Origin of the sequence: Pseudomonas azerbaijanorientalis, assembly GCF_019139795.1 — a bacterium.
Taxonomy (GTDB): domain Bacteria; phylum Pseudomonadota; class Gammaproteobacteria; order Pseudomonadales; family Pseudomonadaceae; genus Aquipseudomonas; species Aquipseudomonas laurylsulfatiphila.
In genome coordinates this window covers 3898414-3919577 of record NZ_CP077078.1, presented here as the reverse complement: position 1 = coordinate 3919577, position 21164 = coordinate 3898414, and the positions used below count along the sequence as shown (strand labels likewise).

At 62.1% G+C, this 21164-nt stretch carries 19 protein-coding genes and 1 pseudogene; 6 read left to right on the top strand and 14 right to left on the bottom strand.

Annotated elements, in window-relative coordinates; genetic code table 11:
* Positions 1–52 precede the first annotated feature (52 nt).
* The 3 genes from KSS91_RS17340 to KSS91_RS17330 all read left to right on the top strand — a co-directional run bounded on the left by KSS91_RS17340 (position 53) and on the right by KSS91_RS17330 (position 3354).
* Complete coding sequence (locus KSS91_RS17340) at positions 53–1135, top strand: sterol desaturase family protein (RefSeq protein ID WP_217835549.1); 1083 nt, start codon at positions 53–55, stop codon at positions 1133–1135.
* 331 nt (positions 1136–1466) lie between these two features.
* A complete protein-coding gene (locus KSS91_RS17335; protein WP_217835548.1) occupies positions 1467–2687 on the top strand; it encodes a helix-turn-helix domain-containing protein in 1221 nt (406 codons plus the stop codon).
* A gap of 34 nt (positions 2688–2721) precedes the next feature.
* On the top strand, positions 2722–3354 hold the full coding sequence (locus KSS91_RS17330; protein WP_217835547.1) for a Vgb family protein: 633 nt from the start codon (positions 2722–2724) through the stop codon (positions 3352–3354).
* A gap of 188 nt (positions 3355–3542) precedes the next feature.
* Here KSS91_RS17330 and KSS91_RS17325 read toward each other — a convergent pair whose 3' ends face one another.
* The 9 genes from KSS91_RS17325 to KSS91_RS17285 all read right to left on the bottom strand — a co-directional run bounded on the left by KSS91_RS17325 (position 3543) and on the right by KSS91_RS17285 (position 14179).
* Entirely contained in the window at positions 3543–3944 is a 402-nt protein-coding gene (locus KSS91_RS17325) for a GFA family protein (RefSeq protein ID WP_217835546.1), read from the bottom strand.
* An 864-nt stretch (positions 3945–4808) separates the two neighbouring features.
* Positions 4809–5894 carry an IS110 family RNA-guided transposase gene (locus KSS91_RS17320; protein WP_083884580.1) on the bottom strand — a complete coding sequence of 362 codons (1086 nt, stop codon included), beginning with the start codon at positions 5892–5894 and terminating at the stop codon, positions 4809–4811.
* Between the two features lie 179 nt (positions 5895–6073).
* Positions 6074–6934, bottom strand: coding sequence for a CAP domain-containing protein (locus tag KSS91_RS17315; protein ID WP_217835545.1), 861 nt, complete (start codon positions 6932–6934; stop codon positions 6074–6076).
* A gap of 275 nt (positions 6935–7209) precedes the next feature.
* Positions 7210–7584 (bottom strand): RidA family protein, encoded by a 375-nt coding sequence (locus KSS91_RS17310; RefSeq protein WP_217835544.1) that lies wholly within the window; start codon positions 7582–7584, stop codon positions 7210–7212.
* Between the two features lie 29 nt (positions 7585–7613).
* Positions 7614–8336: a DUF3726 domain-containing protein gene (locus KSS91_RS17305; protein WP_126046191.1), complete on the bottom strand. Its 723-nt coding sequence runs from the start codon at positions 8334–8336 to the stop codon at positions 7614–7616.
* A gap of 1 nt (position 8337) precedes the next feature.
* Positions 8338–10053, bottom strand: a complete 1716-nt coding sequence (locus tag KSS91_RS17300) for a hypothetical protein (protein WP_217835543.1) — start codon at positions 10051–10053, stop codon at positions 8338–8340.
* Positions 10054–10076: 23 nt separating this feature from the next.
* Positions 10077–11630, bottom strand: a complete 1554-nt coding sequence (locus KSS91_RS17295) for a BCCT family transporter (RefSeq protein WP_217835542.1) — start codon at positions 11628–11630, stop codon at positions 10077–10079.
* A gap of 106 nt (positions 11631–11736) precedes the next feature.
* Positions 11737–12723 carry a dipeptidase gene (locus KSS91_RS17290; protein ID WP_095967807.1) on the bottom strand — a complete coding sequence of 329 codons (987 nt, stop codon included), beginning with the start codon at positions 12721–12723 and terminating at the stop codon, positions 11737–11739.
* A 13-nt stretch (positions 12724–12736) separates the two neighbouring features.
* Positions 12737–14179, bottom strand: a complete 1443-nt coding sequence (locus KSS91_RS17285; RefSeq protein WP_217835541.1) for an aldehyde dehydrogenase family protein — start codon at positions 14177–14179, stop codon at positions 12737–12739.
* 91 nt (positions 14180–14270) lie between these two features.
* Between KSS91_RS17285 and KSS91_RS17280 the strand changes: the two genes are divergently transcribed.
* Positions 14271–15158 (top strand): LysR family transcriptional regulator, encoded by an 888-nt coding sequence (locus KSS91_RS17280; protein WP_217835540.1) that lies wholly within the window; start codon positions 14271–14273, stop codon positions 15156–15158.
* A 2-nt stretch (positions 15159–15160) separates the two neighbouring features.
* On the opposite strand, the pseudogene KSS91_RS17275 reads toward KSS91_RS17280, so the two are convergent.
* Together KSS91_RS17275 and KSS91_RS17270 are read right to left on the bottom strand one after the other, a co-directional pair.
* Positions 15161–15565, bottom strand: a pseudogene (locus tag KSS91_RS17275) (helix-turn-helix transcriptional regulator); the annotation flags it as partial.
* A gap of 151 nt (positions 15566–15716) precedes the next feature.
* Complete coding sequence (locus KSS91_RS17270; RefSeq protein WP_217835539.1) at positions 15717–16505, bottom strand: alpha/beta hydrolase; 789 nt, start codon at positions 16503–16505, stop codon at positions 15717–15719.
* Between the two features lie 129 nt (positions 16506–16634).
* Between KSS91_RS17270 and KSS91_RS17265 the strand changes: the two genes are divergently transcribed.
* Together KSS91_RS17265 and KSS91_RS17260 are read left to right on the top strand one after the other, a co-directional pair.
* On the top strand, positions 16635–17579 hold the full coding sequence (locus KSS91_RS17265) for an aldo/keto reductase (RefSeq protein WP_015095598.1): 945 nt from the start codon (positions 16635–16637) through the stop codon (positions 17577–17579).
* A gap of 109 nt (positions 17580–17688) precedes the next feature.
* Entirely contained in the window at positions 17689–18342 is a 654-nt protein-coding gene (locus tag KSS91_RS17260) for a peroxiredoxin (protein ID WP_015095597.1), read from the top strand.
* A gap of 145 nt (positions 18343–18487) precedes the next feature.
* Here the strand turns inward: KSS91_RS17260 and yghX are convergent, their stop codons facing one another.
* From yghX to glcF, 3 genes are all read right to left on the bottom strand, one after another.
* Complete coding sequence (gene yghX / locus KSS91_RS17255) at positions 18488–19375, bottom strand: YghX family hydrolase (RefSeq protein ID WP_217835538.1); 888 nt, start codon at positions 19373–19375, stop codon at positions 18488–18490.
* Between the two features lie 149 nt (positions 19376–19524).
* Complete coding sequence (locus KSS91_RS17250; RefSeq protein WP_217835537.1) at positions 19525–19926, bottom strand: heme-binding protein; 402 nt, start codon at positions 19924–19926, stop codon at positions 19525–19527.
* A gap of 19 nt (positions 19927–19945) precedes the next feature.
* Positions 19946–21163: a glycolate oxidase subunit GlcF gene (gene glcF, locus KSS91_RS17245; RefSeq protein WP_217835536.1), complete on the bottom strand. Its 1218-nt coding sequence runs from the start codon at positions 21161–21163 to the stop codon at positions 19946–19948.
* Between the last annotated feature and the right edge of the window lies 1 nt (position 21164).

The window sequence follows — 21164 nt, the reverse complement described above, 5'->3', positions numbered from 1 at the left end:
AAGACTCATTCTCATTTACAATCGCCCTTCCATTTACGTCGGGCAGTCCGGTATGGATGTTCTTGCCGCAATCCATCTTTATTTATCCCAGTGGGTCATCGAGCCGGTCACCCGGCAGTTCCTGGGCATTTTCGACTTCAACGGCAGACTCGGTCTATCCTTTCTCTGCATGTCTTACGGCGTCGCTTATTGCCTGTTCCGGTACCGTAAATCCCGGGGTTTGACCGACGCGCGCACCTTCGTTCAGTTCATTGGTGGCAGCCGGGTTTACCTGCACCGCTCGGCGTTGCTCGACTACCGCTATTACTTCGTACTCGCCATCCTCAAGGTTGCCCTGGTACTCCCCATCGTCGGTCTGGTCGATCCGTACGTGCTGCGCTCGGCGGACTACATCGCCTTCTTCACCCGGCTGTGGGGCGCGCGCGCGCAAGTGGAGGAGCACCTGGCGCTGACCCTGCTCTATGGGCTGGGCGTTTTTCTGGTCAAGGATTTCAGCCATTACTGGGGCCATCGCGCGTTTCATTCGCGGTATCTGTGGGCCTTCCACAAAGTCCATCATTCGGCGCCCGTGCTGGTGCCGGCGACGGCCAGTCGCGTGCACTTCCTGGAAGAAGTGGTCGAAAAGCTCACGGACATCATCTGTATCGGCGCCTTTGCCGGTGTCTTCTGGTACGCCTGCGGGGGAGAGATCAGCCGCTACACATTGTTTGGCGTGACCTACATGGTGTTCATCTTCAATTGCCTGGCGGCCAACCTGCGTCACAGCCACGTCTGGTTGTCCTTCGGGCCGGTGCTCGAACGGGTGCTGAGCAGCCCGGCGCAACACCAGATTCATCACAGCGACGCGCCACGACACTTCAACAAGAACTTCGGCATCAACCTGTCGCTGTGGGACTGGATGTTCGGCACGCTGTACGTCACCCGGTCCACGCCCGAGGTCATCGCCTTCGGCACCGGGGAACAGGATCACGAGCGTTACCTGACGATGAAGGGATTGATCGTCACGCCCTTTGTGGACATCGCCCGCAAACTTCTCTGTGCAAAACGCCCTGAAGCACAGCCTCAAAACGCATCTGATCCGTATTTTTCGGTGCAATCTGCCTCTGTAACGGATACAGCCACCAGCCCACAATAAATCTCCGGTACGGCAGCACTCGGCGCCCGCTTTACCGCCAATTCATAGTGTGGGAGGCCGCATGGCCAAGATGACGATTTTTCTCGGCGGTTTTCTGCTGTTGACCATTCTGATCGGTATGTTGGCGACGATTCCTCCGGCGTGATCATTCCGGGGCCCCGTTTCATTGCACCTCTGGACGCGCGGTCGAGCCATTGGTACATGCTCCACAACCCGTCCAGTCCTCGCGCGTTTTGTGCGTGTTCATCGCTGTACGCTCCTGGTGAAAGGTCGTGAATTAGACTAAACCCGGGTATCGAACGGTGGGAGTGACAAGCGTGGCGGGATTTCGATGGACTCGATGATCACGGCCGCCGCCCAGGCGCTGGCGGCGGGCAATCCATTGGGGGCACTGGACCGCGTGGCCTTGCGCGACGATGCGCCGGCGCTGGCCCTGCGCGGTATCGCCATGGCGCAACTGGGCGATCTGGTGCGCGCCCGGGCGCTGGTCAAGCGTGCGCAACGGGCTTTTTCGCCCAGGGAGGTGCTGGCCCGTGCCCGATGCGTAGTGGCCGAGGCCGAAATCGCCCTGGCGTCGCGGGATCTCGGCTGGCCGGTCAAGGCGCTCGAAACGGCGCGGGTCACCCTTGAACAGCACGGTGACCGGGTCAATGCCGCTCATGCGCGGTATCTGCAAATCCGCCGTCTGCTGCTGATCGGACAGCTCGATGAGGCGCAACAGTTGCTGGCCAGTCTCGACCCCGGCCCCTTGCCGCCGGCCTTGCGCGCGACCCATGAACTGGTGCTGGCGGGAATCGCCATTCGCCGCCTGCAATCGAACGCGGCACGGGACGCGTTGACGCGAGCCGGGCAGGCTGCCGGTCAGTCGGGGATTGCCGCGCTGATCGCTGAAGTCGAACAGGTTGCGCGCCTGCTCGACGCACCCGCGGCACGCCTGATTGCCCGGGGTGAGGAGCGAGCGCTGCTGCTCGATGAAGTCGAAGCCTTGCTCGGTTCAACGGCGCTGGTGGTGGACGCCTGCCGGTACGTTGTGCGGGGCTGCGGCATGTCGGTGTCGCTGGCGACGCGGCCGATCCTGTTCATGCTCGCCCGCACTCTGGCCGAAGCCTGGCCCGCTGATGTTGCACGGGAAACGCTGATCGCCCGGGCGTTCCGTCTGAAGCTCTCGGATGAGTCCCATCGTGCCCGGCTTCGCGTGGAAATCGGCCGGCTGCGTAAAGCGCTCAAGCCGTTGGCCGGCGTCATCGCGACGCCCCGGGGTTTTGCCCTGCAAACGTCCGTGTGCACGGAGGTGGTGACACTGGCGCATCCGGTCGAGGAAAAATTTGCCGCGGTATTTGCCTGCCTCGCCGATGGCGAGTCGTGGTCGAGTTCCGCCCTGGCCCTGGCGCTGGGGACCAGCCAGCGCACGGTGCAGCGTGCGCTCGATACGCTGGCGGAGCAGGGCAAGGTGCAGTGGTTTGGCCGAGGCCGCGCGCGGCGCTGGATGACGCCGCCGGTGCCGGGATTCGCGACGACCTTGTTACTCCCGGCGCCGCTGCCCGGTGGCTAGGATGAACGCCACCAACCCCATTGAGGATTGCCAGATGAAACACGCAACTGCTGAAGTCATTCGTGAATATGGCCCGTTTGCCGAGGTCGATCATGTGTGCGGCGTCACCTGGGACGGCGAAAAGGTCTGGTTCGCCAGCAACAGCAAAATCAACGCCCTGGACCCGGAAAGCGGCAAGCTGCTGGACTCGATCGATGTCGCTGCCCATGCCGGCACCGCATTCGATGGCGAGCATCTGTTCCAGATCGCCGACGACCGCATCCACAAGATCGACCCCCGCACCGGCCGCATCCTCTCGACGATTCCGGCCCCCGGCGCCGGCGCTGATTCGGGGCTGACCTGGGCTGAAGGGACGTTGTGGGTGGGCCAGTACCGCGAACGCAAGATCCACCAGATCGACCCCGAGACCGGCAAGATCCTGCGCACCCTCGAATCCAACCGTTTCGTCACCGGCGTGACCTGGGTGCAAGGTTCGCTGTGGCATGGCACCTGGGAGGGCGACGAGAGTGAGTTGCGGCGCATCGACTCGCAAACCGGCGAAGTGCTCGAGAGCCTCAGGATGCCCGAAGGCGTCGGCGTGTCGGGACTGGAGTCCGATGGCGGCGAGCGGTTGTTCTGCGGTGGCGGCGAAAGCGGCAAGGTGAGGGTGGTGCGTCGGCCTTCGTGAAGCACGGATCTGTTTACACCCACTTACCCTGTGGGAGCGGGCTTGCTCGCGAAGGCGGCGTGTCAAACGACATTGATGCTACCTGACACACCGCCTTCGCGAGCAAGCCCGCTCCCACAGGGGCAGTGGGTGTATGCAAAATCTGCAAGCAACCGAAATCACTGTGGGAGCAAGCTCACTCCAGCCACTCAGTCCGCTTGTGGATACTGATCGCTGATCTCGTACCAATCCGCTTTCGAGCCGACGCAAACATGTTTTTGCTTGCGTGTCCGTAGCGGCGTATCCAGCGAACCGAGGGCAATCGAAACCCACTCGGAAAACGCGCCTGTCGAGTCAGTCCAGAACAGCGAAGATCCGCAGCGGGAACAGAACTGCCGCGTGACACCTTTGGACGATTGATACGCCATCAGCGAATCTGTGCCGGTCATGATCGACAGCGCCGAGGCGGGCGCGCTCGCGTAGGTCGCAAACGCAGCTCCATGGCTCTTTCGGCACTGGCTGCAATGGCAATGGGTGACGGCTTTCAACTCGCTCGACACGCGATATTTGACCGCACCGCAAAGGCAGCTGCCCCGGTGAAACTCATCCATGAAATGCCATCTCCTTATCGATAGTATTTTTCCGTCCTGCCATGTTTTCTGCTGGTCGAAATCGGTCTAAAAGCCCGGTTGGCAATCGTCCCTGTTTTGCTATCCTCAACCTTGTAGGTGAAGACGCAGACTGATGCGCAAAAGGATAGCAAGGAGACGTGGGGCGCGTTCCGAAGGGTACACGGTTAGAAAGATCCCCGCGCTGGGATCCAGCCCTTATGCCGTGTGAAGCAGAAGAGTTCCATTACGGTTTCACGACTCTTTTGTGGGAGGCCTGATAAACCTTGTAAGCCGGAGACCAGCACCGGCCACCTACTTGTACTCACCCACGAAGCCCGCCCAGTGCGGGCTTTTTAATGCGTTGGTTTTTTCACGATTCAGACGGTGCCTTTGTAGGAGCCAGCTTGCTGGCGATGGTCGTTAACGATAACGCGGGTGAGCTGGATGAACGCGGCGCATTGGAGTCCATCGCCAGCAGGCTGGCTCCTACAGTTTCAGCGTGGGCATGGCCCCTTGTAGGAGCCAGCTTGCTGGCGATGGTCGTTAACGATAACGCGGGCGAACTGGATAAACGCGGCGCACTGGAGTCCATCGCCAGCAGGCTGGCTCCTATGTATGGACTCGCCCCCACTTTCAACCTGCTTCTAAACACTGCTGCCCGGTTGCATCTATGTATCAGGCCTGTTTGAGGAAGCCTTGAACGGCTTCTGGCCAACATTGGATAAGCGCGCGGTATGCCGATTACAGTGAGGCCTCAAGGGCCGGTAGGAGCCCAGGCATCAATCCGCGACGGTCTGACCTGGGGTCAATGTTTTTTAGCATGGGTTGGAGCGGCTTAACGCCCCGGTGGCAGAACGCTATTGATCAGTGACTCATCGCCACCTCGGGGCCATTTCCCGGCCGGCGATGATAAGTCTGATCGTTTTGTAGTAGTACCCAGAGAATGCGCAGGTTGCGGTTGGCCAATCGCACTGCCGCCTCCTTGCGCCCCAGGCGGGAGATCCAACGCTGTAGACGTTGGTCGTCCGGCTGCTGTGAGTCAGATCGTATCTGCCTTAAAACAGCATGGGCTCCTTGGATCGTCAGACTGCGCAAGTAGGCATCGCCATGTTTGCACATCTTGCCCAGTCGGATTTTATCGCCGCTGCTGTGCTGGTTGGGCACCAACCCGAAGTACGCGGCAAACTGCCGGGCGTTGGCGAAGCGTTCAGGCTCGGTCTGCTTGGCCAGCAGCGCCGTGGCGATGATTGGACCAACACCGCGCACAGTCATCAGCCGCCTCGCTATCTCACTCTCTTTCGCCGCCGTTTCCAGTCGGCCGGTCAGTACGTTGACGCGTTCACCCAGTTGACTCCATTCACCCAGCAGTTCGGCGATCAGCTCGCGCAGTAGATCGGGCAATGGCTGGGTAACATCTTCCAATATCCGAGGCACGAGCTGGCTGATCGCCATTTCGCCCTGCGCCAGAGCCACGCCATGTTCCAGCAGCAAACCGCGCATCTGATTGCCCACCGCCGTGCGTCGCCGTATATATCCCTGTCGAGCTCGGTGCAGTGCCTGCATCGCGAGCGCCGCCGGGCTCTTGACCGGAACGGCTGAAATCGTGCTATCGCGGCCTGCACGTAGGATAGCGAACGCATCGTTGTGATCATTTTTCGGGCCACAGCGATGTTTGGCAACAAGCTGGGCCGGCAGGATGCGGACCGGATTGCCCTGTATTTGCAGTAACCGCGCCCACGCCTGAGCGCCTGGCCCGGTTTCCACCAAGACCGTCACACTCTCGGGAAGCTTGTGCAGAAATACCTGGAAGGCCTCGCGGGACTTGATTCGATCCTCGAATTTTACCTGGCCGAGAGCATCCTCCCCGGCGACCTGAAAGACCTTTTTTGCAAGATCTACCGCAACGGTCGTGCACGCCGACTCGTCGGCTGACAAAGACTGATTGAACATCGTATGCTTTTTCATGGCCTCGCCCTCGCTGTCGTTGGCTTCTATAAGAATGCCACCGCGGCGCACAGACGCCTCGGCTTGGGCGAGTCCATTTAATTACAGTTTCAGCGTGGGCATGGCCCCTACAGTTTCCCGTCGAGAACCTTTTCTATGCCCCCAAAGTGAGTCTGGCCGGCGGATCAAGGCGCGCCGAACAGCATCGTCCAGTAAACACCGTTGTCGCTGCGGGCGTTGGCGGCGTACGCGGCACCGACCTGGGTGAACATCGGGTTCATCAGGTTGGCGCAGTGCCCGGGACTGGCGAGCCAACCGGCCATGGCCTTGCTCGGCGAACCTTGCCCGGCGGCGATGTTTTCGCCGATCTGGCGGCCACGGTAGCCGGCAGCCCTGGCGCGGTCGGCGGGCATGTCACCGTCGCGGTCCTGGTGGGCGAAATAGTTGCCGTAGGCCATGTCCTTGCTGTGATTTTGTGCTGCGGAACCCAAGGCCGCACTCCAGGACAGCGGCCGCGCGGCGGCGAAGCGCTGGCGACCACACAGGCGCGGCTTGGCCCGGGCAGCGTTGACCTGCGTCAGCAACGCCTGGGCGGCGCTGCGAGGATCGGCGGTTTGCCGGTCGAGCACCGGCCGCGCCAGCACCACTTGCCACTCGCTCCCGGCGCGGCTGACGCCGATATCGGCGTATTGGTTGTCCAGCAGTGCGGCGCAGTGCTCGTCCTGGAACATCTCGAAGGCTTCTTCAGCGTCCCGTGCACCCACCACGCGGATAGAACGCACCATGGTGGCCTGATAGCCGGAAGCCTTTAACCGGTCCCGCAACCCACCGCCATAGCCAACAGGCAGGGCCAGGTTCGATTTGAGCGTCAGGGGTGACAAGCGTTGCGCGGGGCGCCGGTCGCAACGTTGCGGATGGGCGCGGTAGTCGTTGATGGCGTCGACCAGTTGCCGTTGCCCATCGGCGTGGGCGGGGCTGGCAAAAACGGGGAGCAGGGAAAGCAGGCACAGCGAAGAAAAGCGCAAGGCAACGACGGTTTGGCGCATGAACGGACAACTCGAATGAGATGACGACGAAAGGAGTGGGGAAAAACGCAGGGTATGACTGGTGACTCGACACAAGGTTCACGGCGTGAGCGAACCTGTTTGTGGCCGGAACCGAATGTCCGACGAAGGGTATTGAAAACCGGCCGGCAACGCGGACCTCTGTAGGAGCGAGCTAGCTCGCGATGGACCCAAACGCAACGCGTTGAATCAGGAAGCCCGCGTTATCGTTAGCTCCCATCGCGAGCAAGCTCGCTCCTGCAGAAGATCGGGCCGGATCAATCCACGCAGGCGTACACCACAAGCTCCACCAGCATTTCTTCCCGGGCCAGGCCCGCCACGACCATGGCGGCGCGGTTTGGGTAGGGCGCCTGGAAGTACTCGGCGTAAACCGCATTCACGGTTGCCAGGTAGCTGCGGTCGGTCACGTAGATCAGTACCTGGGTGACCGCGTCCAGCGAACTGCCGGCGGCTTGCAGGGTGTGGCGCAGGTTGTCCAGGGTCTGCCGGATCTGCGCTTCGATGCCGCCGCTCACCACTTGGCCCTGGCGGTCGATGGGGATTTGTGCGGTGTACAGCGTGCCGTTGCCGACAACCGCCCATTCCAGTGGCGCGCGCGAGGCAAAGAGGTCGGTCTTGATTGCCTGTTTCATTGATGCTTCCTGATGCGGGGTTAAGGGGTTTACCGGGCGTCGCTGCCTTCGCCGGCTCCACGGCGACGGGATTCTTCGGTGCTTTCCACCAGCACCCGTTCACCCAGTTTCTTCAACTGGGCCCAGACATCATCATCGACCTGCAGCCCGCCCGCAGGTGTTGGCTGACGGTGTTCAAACGTCGGGGCCGCGTCTTCGGCACTCAGGCGTGGCAGCAGTGCGAAGTGCCGGGAAATCAGCACGTTGATGCTTTGCTCATCGCCCTGCGCCGGTTGCGGCAGGTCATACACGCGCAAGGACGGGCCGGTGCTCCCGGCGCTGAAAGTGGCCACCAGTTCCTGCCGGGCATCGCGCCAGTACACACAAAAATTCAGGCCTTGTCCGGCGCAGCGCGCCAGATAGCCCAGCAGCAGAATGCGGTTGTGGCAATGGCGGACGCGGATCAGCGCACTGCCACCGCGCAAGGCCTTGCCCACCCCTAGCTCGATGGCCTGGGCGGCGCAGCGCAACACGCTCTGGCCATGGGCATCGAGGGTCAGTTGCGTGGCGTCTTCGTAGCAGGTTTCGATGGGGCGATCGACTTCATCGTGAAGAAAGTCCAACGCCTTTTTCAGCGCACCGACACCGTCGAGGCCTTGCTGTTGCAGCCTGGCAATCATCTCGGCGGCGTCGTCGCAATCACCGGGTGCAAAACCGATGCCTTCGAAGGCCTTGCGGCAGATCACCTGGATTTCATTGAGCGATACACGCATTTCAGAGTGCTCCGGCAGCGTTGGTCAGTTCAGGCATGACGGCAAAATTCCAGTCGTCGGGGAACGGCTGGCCAATCTCGCTGACCAGCGGTGCCCCCTGAAACAAGGTGATGCGCACCCAGCGGCTGGACTTGGGGTCGAACTTGCCGGCGCCGAAGAACGCCAGCTTGCAGCGCAGCAAGTGGATTGGCAGCATGCTGCGGTCCATCAGGTTGGCGCGGATCTCCCCGAAGGCGCAGCGGGCCATGCCCTGCAGGCGGCAGACGGTGCCTTTGAACTGCGGCAGCGCCAGCAGAAAGTGCGCGGTCAATTGCCGTGGGTGTTGCTCGCGGTAGGCAAGCAGGGCCCGATGACAACGTTGAATGTTGTGCGCGATCCCCAACTGCATTTCTTTCTCGGCGCCAGGCTCCATAGCCCGTTCACCCAGGCGTGGTTCTTCCTTTTCCGCCGAGCGATACCAGAAAAAGTGGTTGGCCTCGGCGCCGCTCAAGTCGTAATCGAGCGCCCAGCGGTACTGGGTCTCGATCAGATCGCACAGCTCATCCAATGGCATTTCGGCGTTCAGGCGAAACCCCTCGTTGACCGACATCTGCTCGGCCAGTGGATCGACCTGTTCGGGGTACAACTCCAGCAGCAGGCTGACCAGCAGTTCCTGGCAACCGGCGCCGACGCTCACTTCGGCCCAGGCTTGCAGGCACGACCACAAACCCGCGTTGACAGACTGCCCTGCGAACCACTCGGCCAGTTGTTCGAGATCGGCCAGCGTCTGCTGGTCGATGGCGCTTTGCCGTTGGTCCTCGGTGCTGGTTTGCTGCAAGTGCCGGCGGGCCCGTAGCAGCAACGCCTGGAAGCGCTGGGCATGAGGCAGGTCAGCCGCTTGCGCCACCACCTTTGCCAGTGCGGTTTCCCTGGCCCACACCCATTGGTTGACCAGTTGCGGGTGATTGATCAGGAACGGGGCCATGCCCAGCCCAGTGGAATTGCCGACCCCAAGGTAACGCTGCAGGGCAGGGTCCAGACCCACTGCCCGCTGCGGGTTGCGCGCCCGGGCCATGTGTTCGATCTGCTCGATGCTGAAATGCCGCAACAGGTACACGGTAAACATCTGGGCGCTGAAGGGTTGCGTGAAGTCCACAGTGCCTTGCAGGCAACTGAAGTCGGCGATGCCGAACTTGCCGTTGCCGTACACCGCGGTGGTGCGATACAGGTAGCCGACCTCGGCCAGTTGCCGCGGGTCTGGCTGACAGCCTTCGGCCAGCGCCTCGAGGAAACGCTCGAAGTTGCGCAGGCTGCGGTTGGCCCGCGACAGCACCAGCACTCGCGAATCAAAACGCCCGGCTTCCTGTAGCGGCACATTGCGTCGCAGGTCAGTCAATTGCTGCTCATCGACATCGCCAGCGAGCAGGACAAAACTGACATCCCACTGATCGGCGATGACCCGGTCGCTGCGTTTTTCCGGCGGCAGGTACATGGAGAAAATCACGCAGTGATAGTGGGCACTGGCGGTGTCGATGCGGTAGATCGCCGTACCGAAGCCCTCGGTATCCAGGTCGAAGCAGGTGCGCTGGATGCGCCACTGCTCGTTCATCATCCGCCGCATGCTGCTGCGCACGAAACTCAAGCGGCATTGAAAGTGGCTGCCCAGCCGATCCAGGTCCATGACCCGAGCGGCGGGCCGCAAGGCCGAAGCGGTGTCTGTGTCGGTGTGCGACATCATTGCGATTCCTGAACTGTTCATCATCAGACCGCCTGTTCGCGAGCCATCTGCCGGGCGATGCGCAGTGCATCCCAGAGCGACGGCAGGATCAGCAGTGAAACCGGTACGGCAGTAATCACGATAAAGGATTGCAGCGCCGTGACCCCGCCCGAACCAATGGTGATCAACACCACGGCGGCCAGGCCCATGCCGATGGCCCAGAATGCACGCAGCCATGGTTTCGGCTTGTCATTGCGGGACATCGCCATCGCCACGGTGAACGCCATCGCATCGCCGTTGGTGGCCACGGAAATGAAGCTCAGGAACAGGAATAGCGCCGAGATCAATCCACCCAGGGGCAAGTTCTGGGTGACGCCCAGCAGCAAGTCTTCGGGCTGCGCGCCGTGGGCGGTGACGATACCCGGCGTCTGCAACTCCATGCCGATGCCAGCGCCGCCGACCACGGTGAACCAGAACATGGTCACCAGCGGGGCGATGATCGACAGGGTCATGATCACTTCGCGGATGGTCCGGCCACGGGAAATCTTCGCCACATACAGGGCGACCATCGGCGCGTAGCCAATGAACCAGCCCCAGTAGAACACCGTCCACCAGTCGAGCCATTTCGGATCGGCGCGGAACAGGGTCATCGGAATGAACTGCTCCAGGTGCAAGGCGAACGCCGTGGGAAAACCGCCGAGAATGAAAGCGGTGGGCCCCAGCAGCACCATGAACACCGCCAGGCCGATCATCAGCCAGACGTTGATTTCACTGACGAAACGAATGCCCTTGAGCCCGACCAGGCAAGACGTGGTGTACATCACCGTGACCAGCACGATGGTGATGGACTGCACCACCAGGTCATTGGGAATGCCCCAGACCGAGTGCAATGCACTGCTGATTTGCAGGCCGAGGAAACCGATCGGGCCGATGGTGCCGGCGACGACGGCGATGATCGAGGTGGCATCCGCCAGCGTGCCGATCGGTCCCTTGAGCGCACGCTCACCGAACAACGGATAGAGCAGGGTGCGCGGTGCCAGTGGCAAGCCTTTGTCGTAGTGCAAATGCATCAGCACGATGGCCAGCAGACTGCCCAGCACGGCCCAGGCCAGGAAGCCCCAGTGCACGAACGATTGTGCGAGCGCTGCGTGTGCGGCGGCTTCGGTGTGAGGCTGCACACCCGCGAACAATGGTGGTGGGCTGGCGAAGTGCATCATCGGTTCCGCTGCCGCCCAGAACGCGCCGCCCCCGGCAAGCAGGGCGCACATGATCACGGCGATCCAGTTGAAGGTGCTGGAGTCGGGGCGCTGATCGACGCCGCCCAGGCGTACCCGCCCGCACTTGCTGAAGCAGATGATCAGGCTCATGGCAAAGGTTGCCAGCATCAGGATCTGCCAGTACAACCCGAAGAACTTCGTCGACCAGGCGAACAGCGTGTTCACCAACAGCGATACGCCATCGATGTCGATCAGTGCCGCGATCAGGAAGGCGCCGAGGAAGCCGCCACTGATTAAAAACAGCGGCCAGTCGATGTCTTTTTTCGGCGGCGCAAGGTCCAGTGGCTGGACGTCGGCTTGCAGGGAGTCGGATGTTTTCATGATGCCTCCAAAATACGCGCCTGGGGCTGTGCATCGCCGGTCGGGGAGATGAACGGGAGGCTATTGTTGTTATTTTTCATGCTGTCCTCACGGTGTCGATCAAGAGTCAGTTTTGCGCCGTCGTAGCGTTTTCCAGCAGGCGCAACCAGTTGAGTCCCATGATGTTGCGTACCTCGTCCTCGGCGAATCCCCGGTCGCGCAGGCCCTGGGCGATGACCGGGAAATCCCGGCTGTCGCGGAACCATTGCAACGGTGCCGGCCAGTTGGCGTTGTCCTTTGATCCTTCGCCGTAATCCTTGTCTTTGCTCCAGCGCCCGTTGCGCATCCATTCGAGCACTTGCAGGGGTTGTTGCTGGCACAGGTCGGTGCCGATGCCGATGTGTTCGACGCCCATCAGCTCTGCTGTGCTGGCGACCATGTCGCAGAACGATTCCAGGGTGCAGCCCGACGCTCCCTTGAGGTGGAAGGGGTACGTGCTGAAACCCAGCAGGCCGCCGGACTCGGCGATACCGCGCAATACCGCGTTGGACTTGTTGCGCTTGGCCGCGTGGAAACTCGACGGGTTGGCGTGGGAGACGATCACCGGCCGGCTCGACAGCTCGATGGCTTCCAGGGTGCTGCGCTCGGCGCTGTGGGACATGTCGATCAGCATGCCGACGCGGTTCATCTCACGGATCACCTGGCGGCCGAAACGGCTGATGCCATTGTCTTCGGCCTCGTAGCAACCGCTGGCCAGCAGGCTCTGGTTGTTGTAGGTGAGCTGCATGATCAGCACGCCGAGCTGGCGGAAAACCTCCACCAGGCTGATGTCGTCTTCAATCGGCGAGCAGTTCTGGAAACCGAAGAAAATCCCGACGCGGCCTTCCTGATGCGCCAGGCGAATGTCCGAAGCCTCGCGTACCGGACGAATCAGCTCGGGCCAGGTTTCGAAGCGGCGGTTCCACTCGCCGATTCGCGACAGGGTTTCCCGGGCATTCTCGTGGTAGGCGATGGTGGCGTGCACCGCGCTCAGGCCACCTTCCTGCATCTGGCGAAAGATCGCTTCATTCCAGTGGGAATATTGCAGGCCGTCGATCATCAATAAGTCGTGCATGCTCATCTCCCGTTCAAGGTCGCACGTAGGTGGTCTTGACCACGGTGTAGAACTCGCGGGCGTATTGCCCTTGCTCGCGTGGCCCGAAGCTGGAGGCTTTGCGGCCGCCGAACGGCACGTGGTAGTCGGTGCCGGCGGTGGGCAGGTTGACCATGACGCAACCGGTACGGGCCCGGCGCTTGAAGTCGCTGGCATAACGCAGTGACTGGGTGATGATCCCGGCGGTGAGGCCGTATTCGGTGTCGTTCAACACGGCGAGGGCTTCTTCGTAATCGCTGACCCGGATCACACAGGCAATCGGTCCGAAGATTTCCTCGCGGTTGATGCGCATGTTGTTGTGACTGTTGATGAACAGGGCGGGGCGCATGTAGTGCCCGGCCGGTTGCAGGTTGAGCAATTGGCCGCCCTCGACCAGGGTCGCGCCTTCGTCTTCGGCCAGTTGCAGGTAATGGAGGTTCTGTTCCAGTTGTCGGGCTTCAGCCACCGGGCCGATCTGCGTGCCTTGTTGCAGGGCATGACCGACCTTCAGTTGACGCATGCGTGCCACCAGTGCCTCGACGAAACGGTCATGGATGCCGTCGCAGACGATCAATCGCGAAGAGGCCGTGCACTTTTGCCCGGTGCCGAAGAAGGCGCCGTTCAACGCACATTCCACGGCAACGTCGAGGTCGGCGTCATCAAGCACAACCAAGGCGTTCTTGCTGCCCATTTCCAGTTGGCAACGCACCAGGTTGCCGGCGGTGGCGACCGCGACGCGGCGACCTGTCTGGAGGGAGCCGGTGAAGGTCAATGCGTCGATGTCGGCGGACTGGATCAGGCTTTCGCCGACCACGGCGCCACTGCCCATGACCAGGTTGAAGGTGCCGGCAGGCAAGGCCTGGCGGCTGATGATTTCAGTCAGGGCCCAGGCGCTGGCCGGCACCAGGTTGGCCGGTTTGAACACGACGGCGTTGCCGAAGGCCAGGGCCGGGGCAATCTTCCATGCGGCGGTGGCCATGGGGAAATTCCATGGCGTGATGATGCCGACCACGCCCACCGGTTCACGCTGGACTTCGATCTCGATGCCGGGGCGTACCGAAGCGGCCGTCTCGCCCATCTGACGCAGCACTTCAGCGGCGTAGTAATGGAAGAACTGCGCGGAGCGATTGACTTCGCCGATACCCTCGGCCAGCGGCTTGCCTTCTTCACGGGAGAGCAGTTCGCCGAGTTCTTCCTTGCGCGCCATCAACTCGTTGCCGATGGCCATCAACACCTGCTGGCGCTGTTCCAGGCCGCTGGCGGCCCATTGTGGCTGAGCGTCGCGCGCGGCGGCGATGGCATCCAGTGTCTGTTCGGCGCTGGCCTGATGGTAATGGCCAATGAGGTCTTGAATATCCGAAGGGCTGTGGTTGGCGATGACGCCTTGGCCTTCGCACCAGTTGCCGCCGATGTAGTTTTTGCAGGGTTGCAGTGCCATGGGAACCTCCGATTGCGTTGGTCCCATCTTGAGAGTATTACTCTGCAAATAAAAATTAATAATAAATATGAAATGATAAGGAAAACTAACCGTGTTGCCCGAGCTGAAGATCACCCAACTGCGCTATTTCGTCCTGGTTGCCCAGCTGAAAAGCTTTCACGGCGCGGCGAAGCAGGCCTATCGCACGCAACCGGCGCTGTCCCTGGCTGTGCGCGAGCTGGAGCAGAAGCTCGGCCAGCCGTTGTTCGAAAAGGGTGGCAAAACCGAACTGACGCCATTCGGCGAGCACTGTTTACCGCTGTTCCAGGATTTGCTGGCGCATCACGACCGCATCGCCCGCGAAGTCATCTTGCTGGCGCGGCATGAAATCGGTCAGGTGAGCATCGCGACGGTGCCGTCGGTGGCCAGTCGATTGCTGCCGCATCTGCTCGCACGGTTTGTCAGCGAGCACCCGAAAATGCAGATCAGCATGCAGGATGGCAATGCCGACAGCGTGCAGCAGTTATTGGTCCAGGGGCAGGTGGATTTTGCGATCAGCAGCGTGTGGACGGCGGACGAAAACATTGAGTTCGTGCCGATCCTGAGTGACCGGGTGGGCGTGGTCTGCCGCCACGATCATCCATTGGTGGCGAACGGCGAGGCCTTGCATTGGTCAAGCCTGCAAGCCTATCCCCTGGTGCGCAATGGCACCTCGCGCTTGCTCGCAGGCACGGACGCGGCGGGGTTGCTGGACAGCAGTCTGCTGTTTGTCTCCAACATGATTTCGCTGATCGCGATGCTGGAAGAGGGCATCGGCATCACGACGCTGCCGTCCCTGGCGTTCCCACAGGGCAACGAGAAACTGGTGTTCCTGCCACTGTCCGAACCACGGGTGGAACGCCAGATCGGCATCCTGTGCCGCAAGGGGCACAGCCTGTCGCCGGCGGCAGCCGAGTTGATGGGGTTTCTCAAAGCGAACATGCAGATGATCGATCTGTAAGGTCAGTCTCCGAGTGGCGGCTCCGGGCTTTCTGTCGGTCGCAGCCTGAAGCGACAGACATGCCCACCACGCACCATGCACTCGCTGTGCTCGACTTCACCGCCGCCCAACGCGCCGATCAAGGCCAGGTCCAGTTCGCAGACCACCGGATGCTCGGCGGCCAGGCGATGGAACACGCAGTTATGCGCGACGATTTCCGGCGAATCGCCTGAGCGAAAAAACACCTCGGCTTCGTAGCCCGCCTGGTTCATGTGCTGGACGATCCTGGTTTCGTCCACGACCTGTTGCTCACGGTCCAGCGCCAGTTTGCGACCCATGCTGCGCATCAGCGAGGCCAGGGCTTCGGGGCCGATGATGGCGGCGACTTCATCGATCAGGACGCTGGCCAGTAGCTGATAGTGGCGAGGGGGGGGCGGAACGCCGCATCGCCCCGCTGGGTCGCGAAGCGGCCCCAAACCCTGCAATCGCGGTTACTCAGGCAAATGCATTGTTCGGGTTTGCGACTGCTGCGCAGCCGGACGGGGGCAAGCCCCCTCACCACAAATACGGGTGTTGCCGTTACAGCCCTTCACGAAGAAGTTTGAGGTATTCAGGGCTTTCACTGATCGAATTATGCCCCGTCCCCGGTATCTCCTGCAGTGACGCCACGCCTTTGGCGAAGTGTGTGTACAAACGCTCGGTGCTCGAGCGCGCAATCACTTCATCATGCTCGGCGGCAATCAGGCGAGTCGGCACCGTGATGCGGGCGGCGTACTGCCAGGACGGGTATTTGTCCTTCAGTAACCAGCGCACCGGAAACCAGCCAAACTGACGAGCGGCCAGCCCCTCGAGGCTGTCGTAGGGCGTGATCAATACCAATCGTGCGGCCGGGCGCTGGCTGGCAAGGCGCACGGCGACACCCGAGCCCAGGCTGCGTCCGACCACCGCCACATGCGAGTGGCTGGCATACACCTGGTCGAACAAGGTCAAGGCATCGCGGGCGATGGCCTCTTCGGAAGGCGAGCCGGAACTGCCGCCAAAGCCCCGGTAATGCAGCAGATACAGCGCGTAGTCAGGGAACGCCTGGGTGAACCCGGGCAAGTTGCGCGAGACGTCCTCGGCATTGCCGCCAAAGTAGATCAGCGCATTCGGGCCTTGGTGCGGCCGGATGGACACCAGCACCCGTGCGTCGGCGACCGGCAGGGTGAGCAGCGTCCCGGCTGCGCCGACGGCGCGCGGTTGCGGGTAATAGATCAGCGCCCGCTGAAACACGAACAGCGTCACGCACAGCGTCAGGTACAACGCAGCGACGATGACGACGAGCAACACCAGGGTGCGCGACATTCGACTAACGTTAGTGGGCGGCATTGACGGCTCGGTGTTTGAAAGTGGCTGGCGCCGCAGGGCTTTGTGAGTGTAGTCAATCGACCCTGGGCGCGGGTTTTCCGCCGTGTCGATGCCACAGGCCAAACCCGAACGACTGGTGAGAAGCGTTTTATGAGCCATCCTGAGGGTTACACCCGTAGAGCAATACTCACGCTGGCTGCCGGTGCTTCGGCGGTCTTCACGTTCGGTCCGGTGGGCGCGCAACCCGCGCCGTCGACGGGAACAGGAGGCAAGACCATGCAGACTCGCGCCATTCCTTCCAGCAACGAGTCCTTGCCGATCGTAGGCTTGGGCACTTATCGCGGATTCGACGTCGAGCCTTCGCAACCGGCCTACAAGGACTTGCCCGCGGTACTGGATGCGTTGTTCGACAAGGGTGGCAAGCTGATCGACAGCTCGCCGATGTACGGTCGCGCCGAACAGACCACCGGCGAACTGCTGTCGATCCATGAGCCGCGCTCGCCGGCGTTCCTGGCCACCAAGGTGTGGACCCGCGGGCGCGAAGAAGGCATCGCGCAGATGGAGCAATCCTTCGCCCTGTTGCAGACCGACCGGATCGACCTGATGCAGATCCACAACCTGCTGGACTGGCAGACGCACTTGCCGACCCTGCGCCACTGGAAAGAACAGGGGCGCATCCGCTACATCGGCATCACCCATTATACGGCGTCGGCCTACGACGAAGTGGAAGCGGTACTCAAGGCCGAGCCCGTGGATTTCCTGCAGATCAACTACGCCCTGGATGATCGCGGCGCCGAGAAACGCTTGCTGCCGTTGTGCCGCGAACGGGGTGTGGCGGTGATCTGCAATCGGCCGTTCGGCGGTGGCGGGTTGCTGGCCAGACTGAAAGACAAACCGCTGCCAGGCTGGGCGGCGCAAGTCGGGGTCAAGAGCTGGCCGCAACTGGCACTGAAGTTCCTGTTGTCGCATTCGGCGGTGACCTGCGTGATTCCGGGCACCGGCAACCCGCGCTACATGGCGGAAAATACCCGGGCCGGTTTCGGCCCGATGCTGACCGATGCCCAGCGTCAGCAGCTGATTGCGCTGGTGGACTAGCGCAGCCGGCGAGTTGCGCAACCTCTCCTATACTGTCCGCGTCCATGCCGTTGAAAGCGCATACGTTGCCCTGACGGCGTCCCTGTCCATCACTGCAAGGAGATCGAACATGGCTATCCGCATTGGCGATGAAGCACCGGATTTCACCGCCGAAACCACCGAAGGCACGCTCAATTTTCACCAATGGATCGGCGACGGGTGGGCCATCCTGTTTTCCCACCCCAAGGATTTCACCCCGGTGTGCACCACTGAACTGGGCTACCTGGCCAAACTCAAGCCCGAATTCGACAAGCGCAACACCAAGGTCATCGGCCTCAGCGTCGACCCGGTCAGCGACCACAACCGTTGGGTCGGCGACATCGCCGAGACTCAGGGCTGCGCCGTCAACTATCCGCTGATCGGCGACGAAAACCTGGTGGTGGCCAAGCTTTACGACATGATCCACCCCAATGCCAGCGGCGGCGCGCGCACGGCGGTGGACAACGCCACGGTGCGTTCGGTGTTCATCGTCGGCCCGGACAAGAAGGTCAAGGCCATGCTGATCTACCCGATGAGCGCCGGGCGCAATTTCGATGAAGTGCTGCGTTTGCTCGACTCTCTGCAACTGAATGCCAAGCACACCGTTGCCACGCCGGTGAACTGGCGGCCGGGCGAGGATGTGATCATCCCGACTTCAGTGTCTGATGAAGATGCGAAGAAGAAATACCCGGATGGCTTCAAGACACTGAAGCCGTATCTGCGGACGGTGGCTCAGCCGAAATAACCTCGGCAGCCCTGAAACCGCCTTCGCGAGCAAGCTCGCTCCCACAGGGATCTCCGGTGAACACAAGATCTGTGTACGACAGAGATCCCCTGTGGGAGCGGGCTTGCCCGCGAAGAGGCCGGAATTGCTGGCCGAGAAACTTCTGTCAAACCAGATACTTTCTAAACCACCCCAACGTCCGCTCCCACGCCAGCTTCGCCGCCGCCTCGTCATAACGCGGCGTCGAGTCGTTGTGGAAACCATGATTGGCGCCCGGATAAATGTAGGCCTCATAGGTCTTGCCCCCGGCCTTCAACGCTTTCTCATAGGCTGGCCAGCCCTCGTTGATCCGCGTATCCAGCTCGCCGTAGTGCAGCATCACCGGTGCCTTGATCCGGGGCACTTCCTCGGCCGTAGGCTGACGACCATAAAACGACACGGCGGCGCCCAGTTCCGGATAGGCCACGGCGGCGGCATTGGTCACGCCACCGCCGTAGCAGAACCCGGTGATGCCGACTTTTCCGGTGGCGGCAGGGTGTTTCATCATCCACTCGACGGCGGCGAAAAAGTCGTTCATCAGCTTTTGCGGGTCGACCGTCGCCTGAAGCTCGCGGCCCTTGTCGTCATTGCCGGGATAACCGCCGACCGAGGTCAGGCCGTCCGGGGCCAGGGCGATGAAACCGGCCTTGGCCACACGCCGGGCCACGTCTTCGATGTACGGGTTGAGCCCGCGGTTTTCATGCACGACCACCACCGCCGGCACCTTGCCGGTGGCCTTGGCCGGGCGCACCAGATACGCCCGTACCTGGCCGTTACCCTTGGGCGAAGGGTAGGTGACGTACTCGGCAATGATGTCCGGGTCGGTGAACTCGACTTGCTCGGCCAGCGCGTAGTTGGGGCTTAGTGCAGCGAGCAGGGCGCCGGCGGTCATGCTGCCGAAGGTGAACAACGCCGCGCGGTCGAGAAACTCCCGGCGGTTGATCTTGCCGTGGGCGTAGTAGTCATATAGCTCAAGCAGTTGCGGGGAAAAGTCTTTGGCAGTTAGACGGGTCATCGGTGCAACTCCTCACAGAAGGTTGAACACGGCCCCTGTGGGAGCGGGCTTGCTCGCGAAAGCGGTGTGTCAGATACATGGATGTTGGATGTGCCACCGCATTCGCGGGCAAGCCCGCTCCCACAGGGATCCAGGGTGATGCCAAAACCTCATTTCAGGCACTGCGCCCCAGCCTTCGCCACCTGCGCATCCTGTTCGGCCTTGACGCCTGAAACCCCGACAGCCCCAATCACCTGGCCATCGAACACAATCGGCACGCCACCCTCGAGCGAAGTCAGCACGGGTGCTGACAGAAAAGCGTAGCGCCCCCCGTTGACCATGTCCTCATAGCTTTTCGATTCGCGCCGCCCGAGTGCTGAGGTGCGGGCCTTTTCGGTGGCGATATACGCACTGCCCGGTGCGCAACCGTCGAGGCGTTCGAGGGCCAGCGGGTGACCGCCGTCATCGACCACCACTATGGTCACCGCCCATTGATTGGCCTGTGCTTCGGCACGGGCGGCGGCAAGGATCTGCTGGACTTCGGTCTGGCTCAGCACGGCTTTGCGGTTCATGGGCATCTCCGGGATTCGGTTAAGGCAGGGCGGCTTCGACCAGTTCGATCCAGTGCCGCACCGGGGTCCGGCCCGCGCCGTCGAGGTGCGACTGGCAGCCGATGTTGGCCGTGACGATGACCTCGGGATGGCCGCTTTCCAGGGCGTTGAGCTTGTTGTCGCGCAGTTGTCGCGACAGTTCGGGCTGGGTCAGTGAATAGGTGCCTGCCGAGCCGCAGCACAGGTGCCCGTCGGGCACGGACGTCAGGTTGAAACCGAGTCCGCTCAGCAGCGCTTCCACGGCGCCACCGAGTTTCTGCCCGTGCTGCAAGGTGCAGGGGCAATGGAAGGCCAGGCGCTGCGAGGCGTGGATCCCGAGTTTTTCCAATGGTTCGTCGCGCAACACCTCCACCAGGTCCCGGGCCAGTTCGCTGACCTTTTTCGCCTTGTCGGCATAGGCCGGGTCGCTGGCGAGCAGATGGCCGTAGTCCTTGATGAAGGCGCCGCAACCGCTGGCGGTCTGCACAATCGCCTCGGCGCCTTTTTCGATGCCTGGCCACCACGCGTCGATGTTGCGCCGGGCGCGATCGAGGCCGGCGTCCTGGGCGTCCAGGTGGTAGCCCACGGCACCGCAGCAACCGGCTTCGCGGGTCGCGATGACACTGATCCCCAACCGGTCCAGCACCCGCGCCGCCGCGGCATTGGTGTTGGGCGACAGGGCCGGCTGCACGCAACCTTCGAGCATCAGCACCTGACGCTCGCGCAAGGTCATGGGTCGCGGCTTGGCCGGCGGTGCATGGCGCGGCAATTTGCTTTGCAGGGTGCCCGGCAGCAGTGCGCGGAACATCTGGCCGCCATTGACCAGGCTCTTGAACAAATCCGGATGCGGCACGGTCTGGCGCAATCCCTCGCGCAACAGGCGCTGCCCGAGCGGGCGCGGCACCGCCGCATCGACCACCGCGCGACCGATGTCCAGCAGGTTGTGGTAGTCGACGCCCGACGGGCAGGTGGTTTCGCAGTTGCGGCACGACAGGCAGCGATCCAGGTGTTGCTGGGTCTTTTGCGTGACGTCGTGGCCTTCCAGCACTTGCTTGATCAGGTAGATGCGACCCCGCGGTCCGTCCAGTTCATCGCCGAGCAATTGATAGGTCGGGCAGGTGGCATTGCAGAAGCCGCAGTGCACGCAGGTGCGCAGGATGCTTTCGGCTTCTGCGGCGCGGGGCAGTTGGCTGGCGCGTTCACTCAGGGTCGTCTGCATG

Coding starts and splice junctions, on each gene's coding strand:
- KSS91_RS17285 (WP_217835541.1), bottom strand. CDS start 14,179: ATGGCACTGCAACCCTGCAAAAACTACATCGGCGGCAACTGGTGCGAA.
- KSS91_RS17320 (WP_083884580.1), bottom strand. CDS start 5,894: ATGTTCAATCAGTCTTTGTCAGCCGACGAGTCGGCGTGCACGACCGTT.
- KSS91_RS17325 (WP_217835546.1), bottom strand. CDS start 3,944: ATGGATGAGTTTCACCGGGGCAGCTGCCTTTGCGGTGCGGTCAAATAT.
- KSS91_RS17250 (WP_217835537.1), bottom strand. CDS start 19,926: ATGAACCGCAAAGCCGTGCTGAGCCAGACCGAAGTCCAGCAGATCCTT.
- KSS91_RS17340 (WP_217835549.1), top strand. CDS start 53: ATGGATGTTCTTGCCGCAATCCATCTTTATTTATCCCAGTGGGTCATC.
- KSS91_RS17335 (WP_217835548.1), top strand. CDS start 1,467: ATGGACTCGATGATCACGGCCGCCGCCCAGGCGCTGGCGGCGGGCAAT.
- KSS91_RS17315 (WP_217835545.1), bottom strand. CDS start 6,934: ATGCGCCAAACCGTCGTTGCCTTGCGCTTTTCTTCGCTGTGCCTGCTT.
- KSS91_RS17305 (WP_126046191.1), bottom strand. CDS start 8,336: ATGCGTGTATCGCTCAATGAAATCCAGGTGATCTGCCGCAAGGCCTTC.
- KSS91_RS17260 (WP_015095597.1), top strand. CDS start 17,689: ATGGCTATCCGCATTGGCGATGAAGCACCGGATTTCACCGCCGAAACC.
- KSS91_RS17270 (WP_217835539.1), bottom strand. CDS start 16,505: ATGCCGCCCACTAACGTTAGTCGAATGTCGCGCACCCTGGTGTTGCTC.
- KSS91_RS17330 (WP_217835547.1), top strand. CDS start 2,722: ATGAAACACGCAACTGCTGAAGTCATTCGTGAATATGGCCCGTTTGCC.
- KSS91_RS17265 (WP_015095598.1), top strand. CDS start 16,635: ATGAGCCATCCTGAGGGTTACACCCGTAGAGCAATACTCACGCTGGCT.
- KSS91_RS17295 (WP_217835542.1), bottom strand. CDS start 11,630: ATGAAAACATCCGACTCCCTGCAAGCCGACGTCCAGCCACTGGACCTT.
- yghX (WP_217835538.1), bottom strand. CDS start 19,375: ATGACCCGTCTAACTGCCAAAGACTTTTCCCCGCAACTGCTTGAGCTA.
- KSS91_RS17290 (WP_095967807.1), bottom strand. CDS start 12,723: ATGCACGACTTATTGATGATCGACGGCCTGCAATATTCCCACTGGAAT.
- KSS91_RS17310 (WP_217835544.1), bottom strand. CDS start 7,584: ATGAAACAGGCAATCAAGACCGACCTCTTTGCCTCGCGCGCGCCACTG.
- glcF (WP_217835536.1), bottom strand. CDS start 21,163: ATGCAGACGACCCTGAGTGAACGCGCCAGCCAACTGCCCCGCGCCGCA.
- KSS91_RS17300 (WP_217835543.1), bottom strand. CDS start 10,053: ATGATGTCGCACACCGACACAGACACCGCTTCGGCCTTGCGGCCCGCC.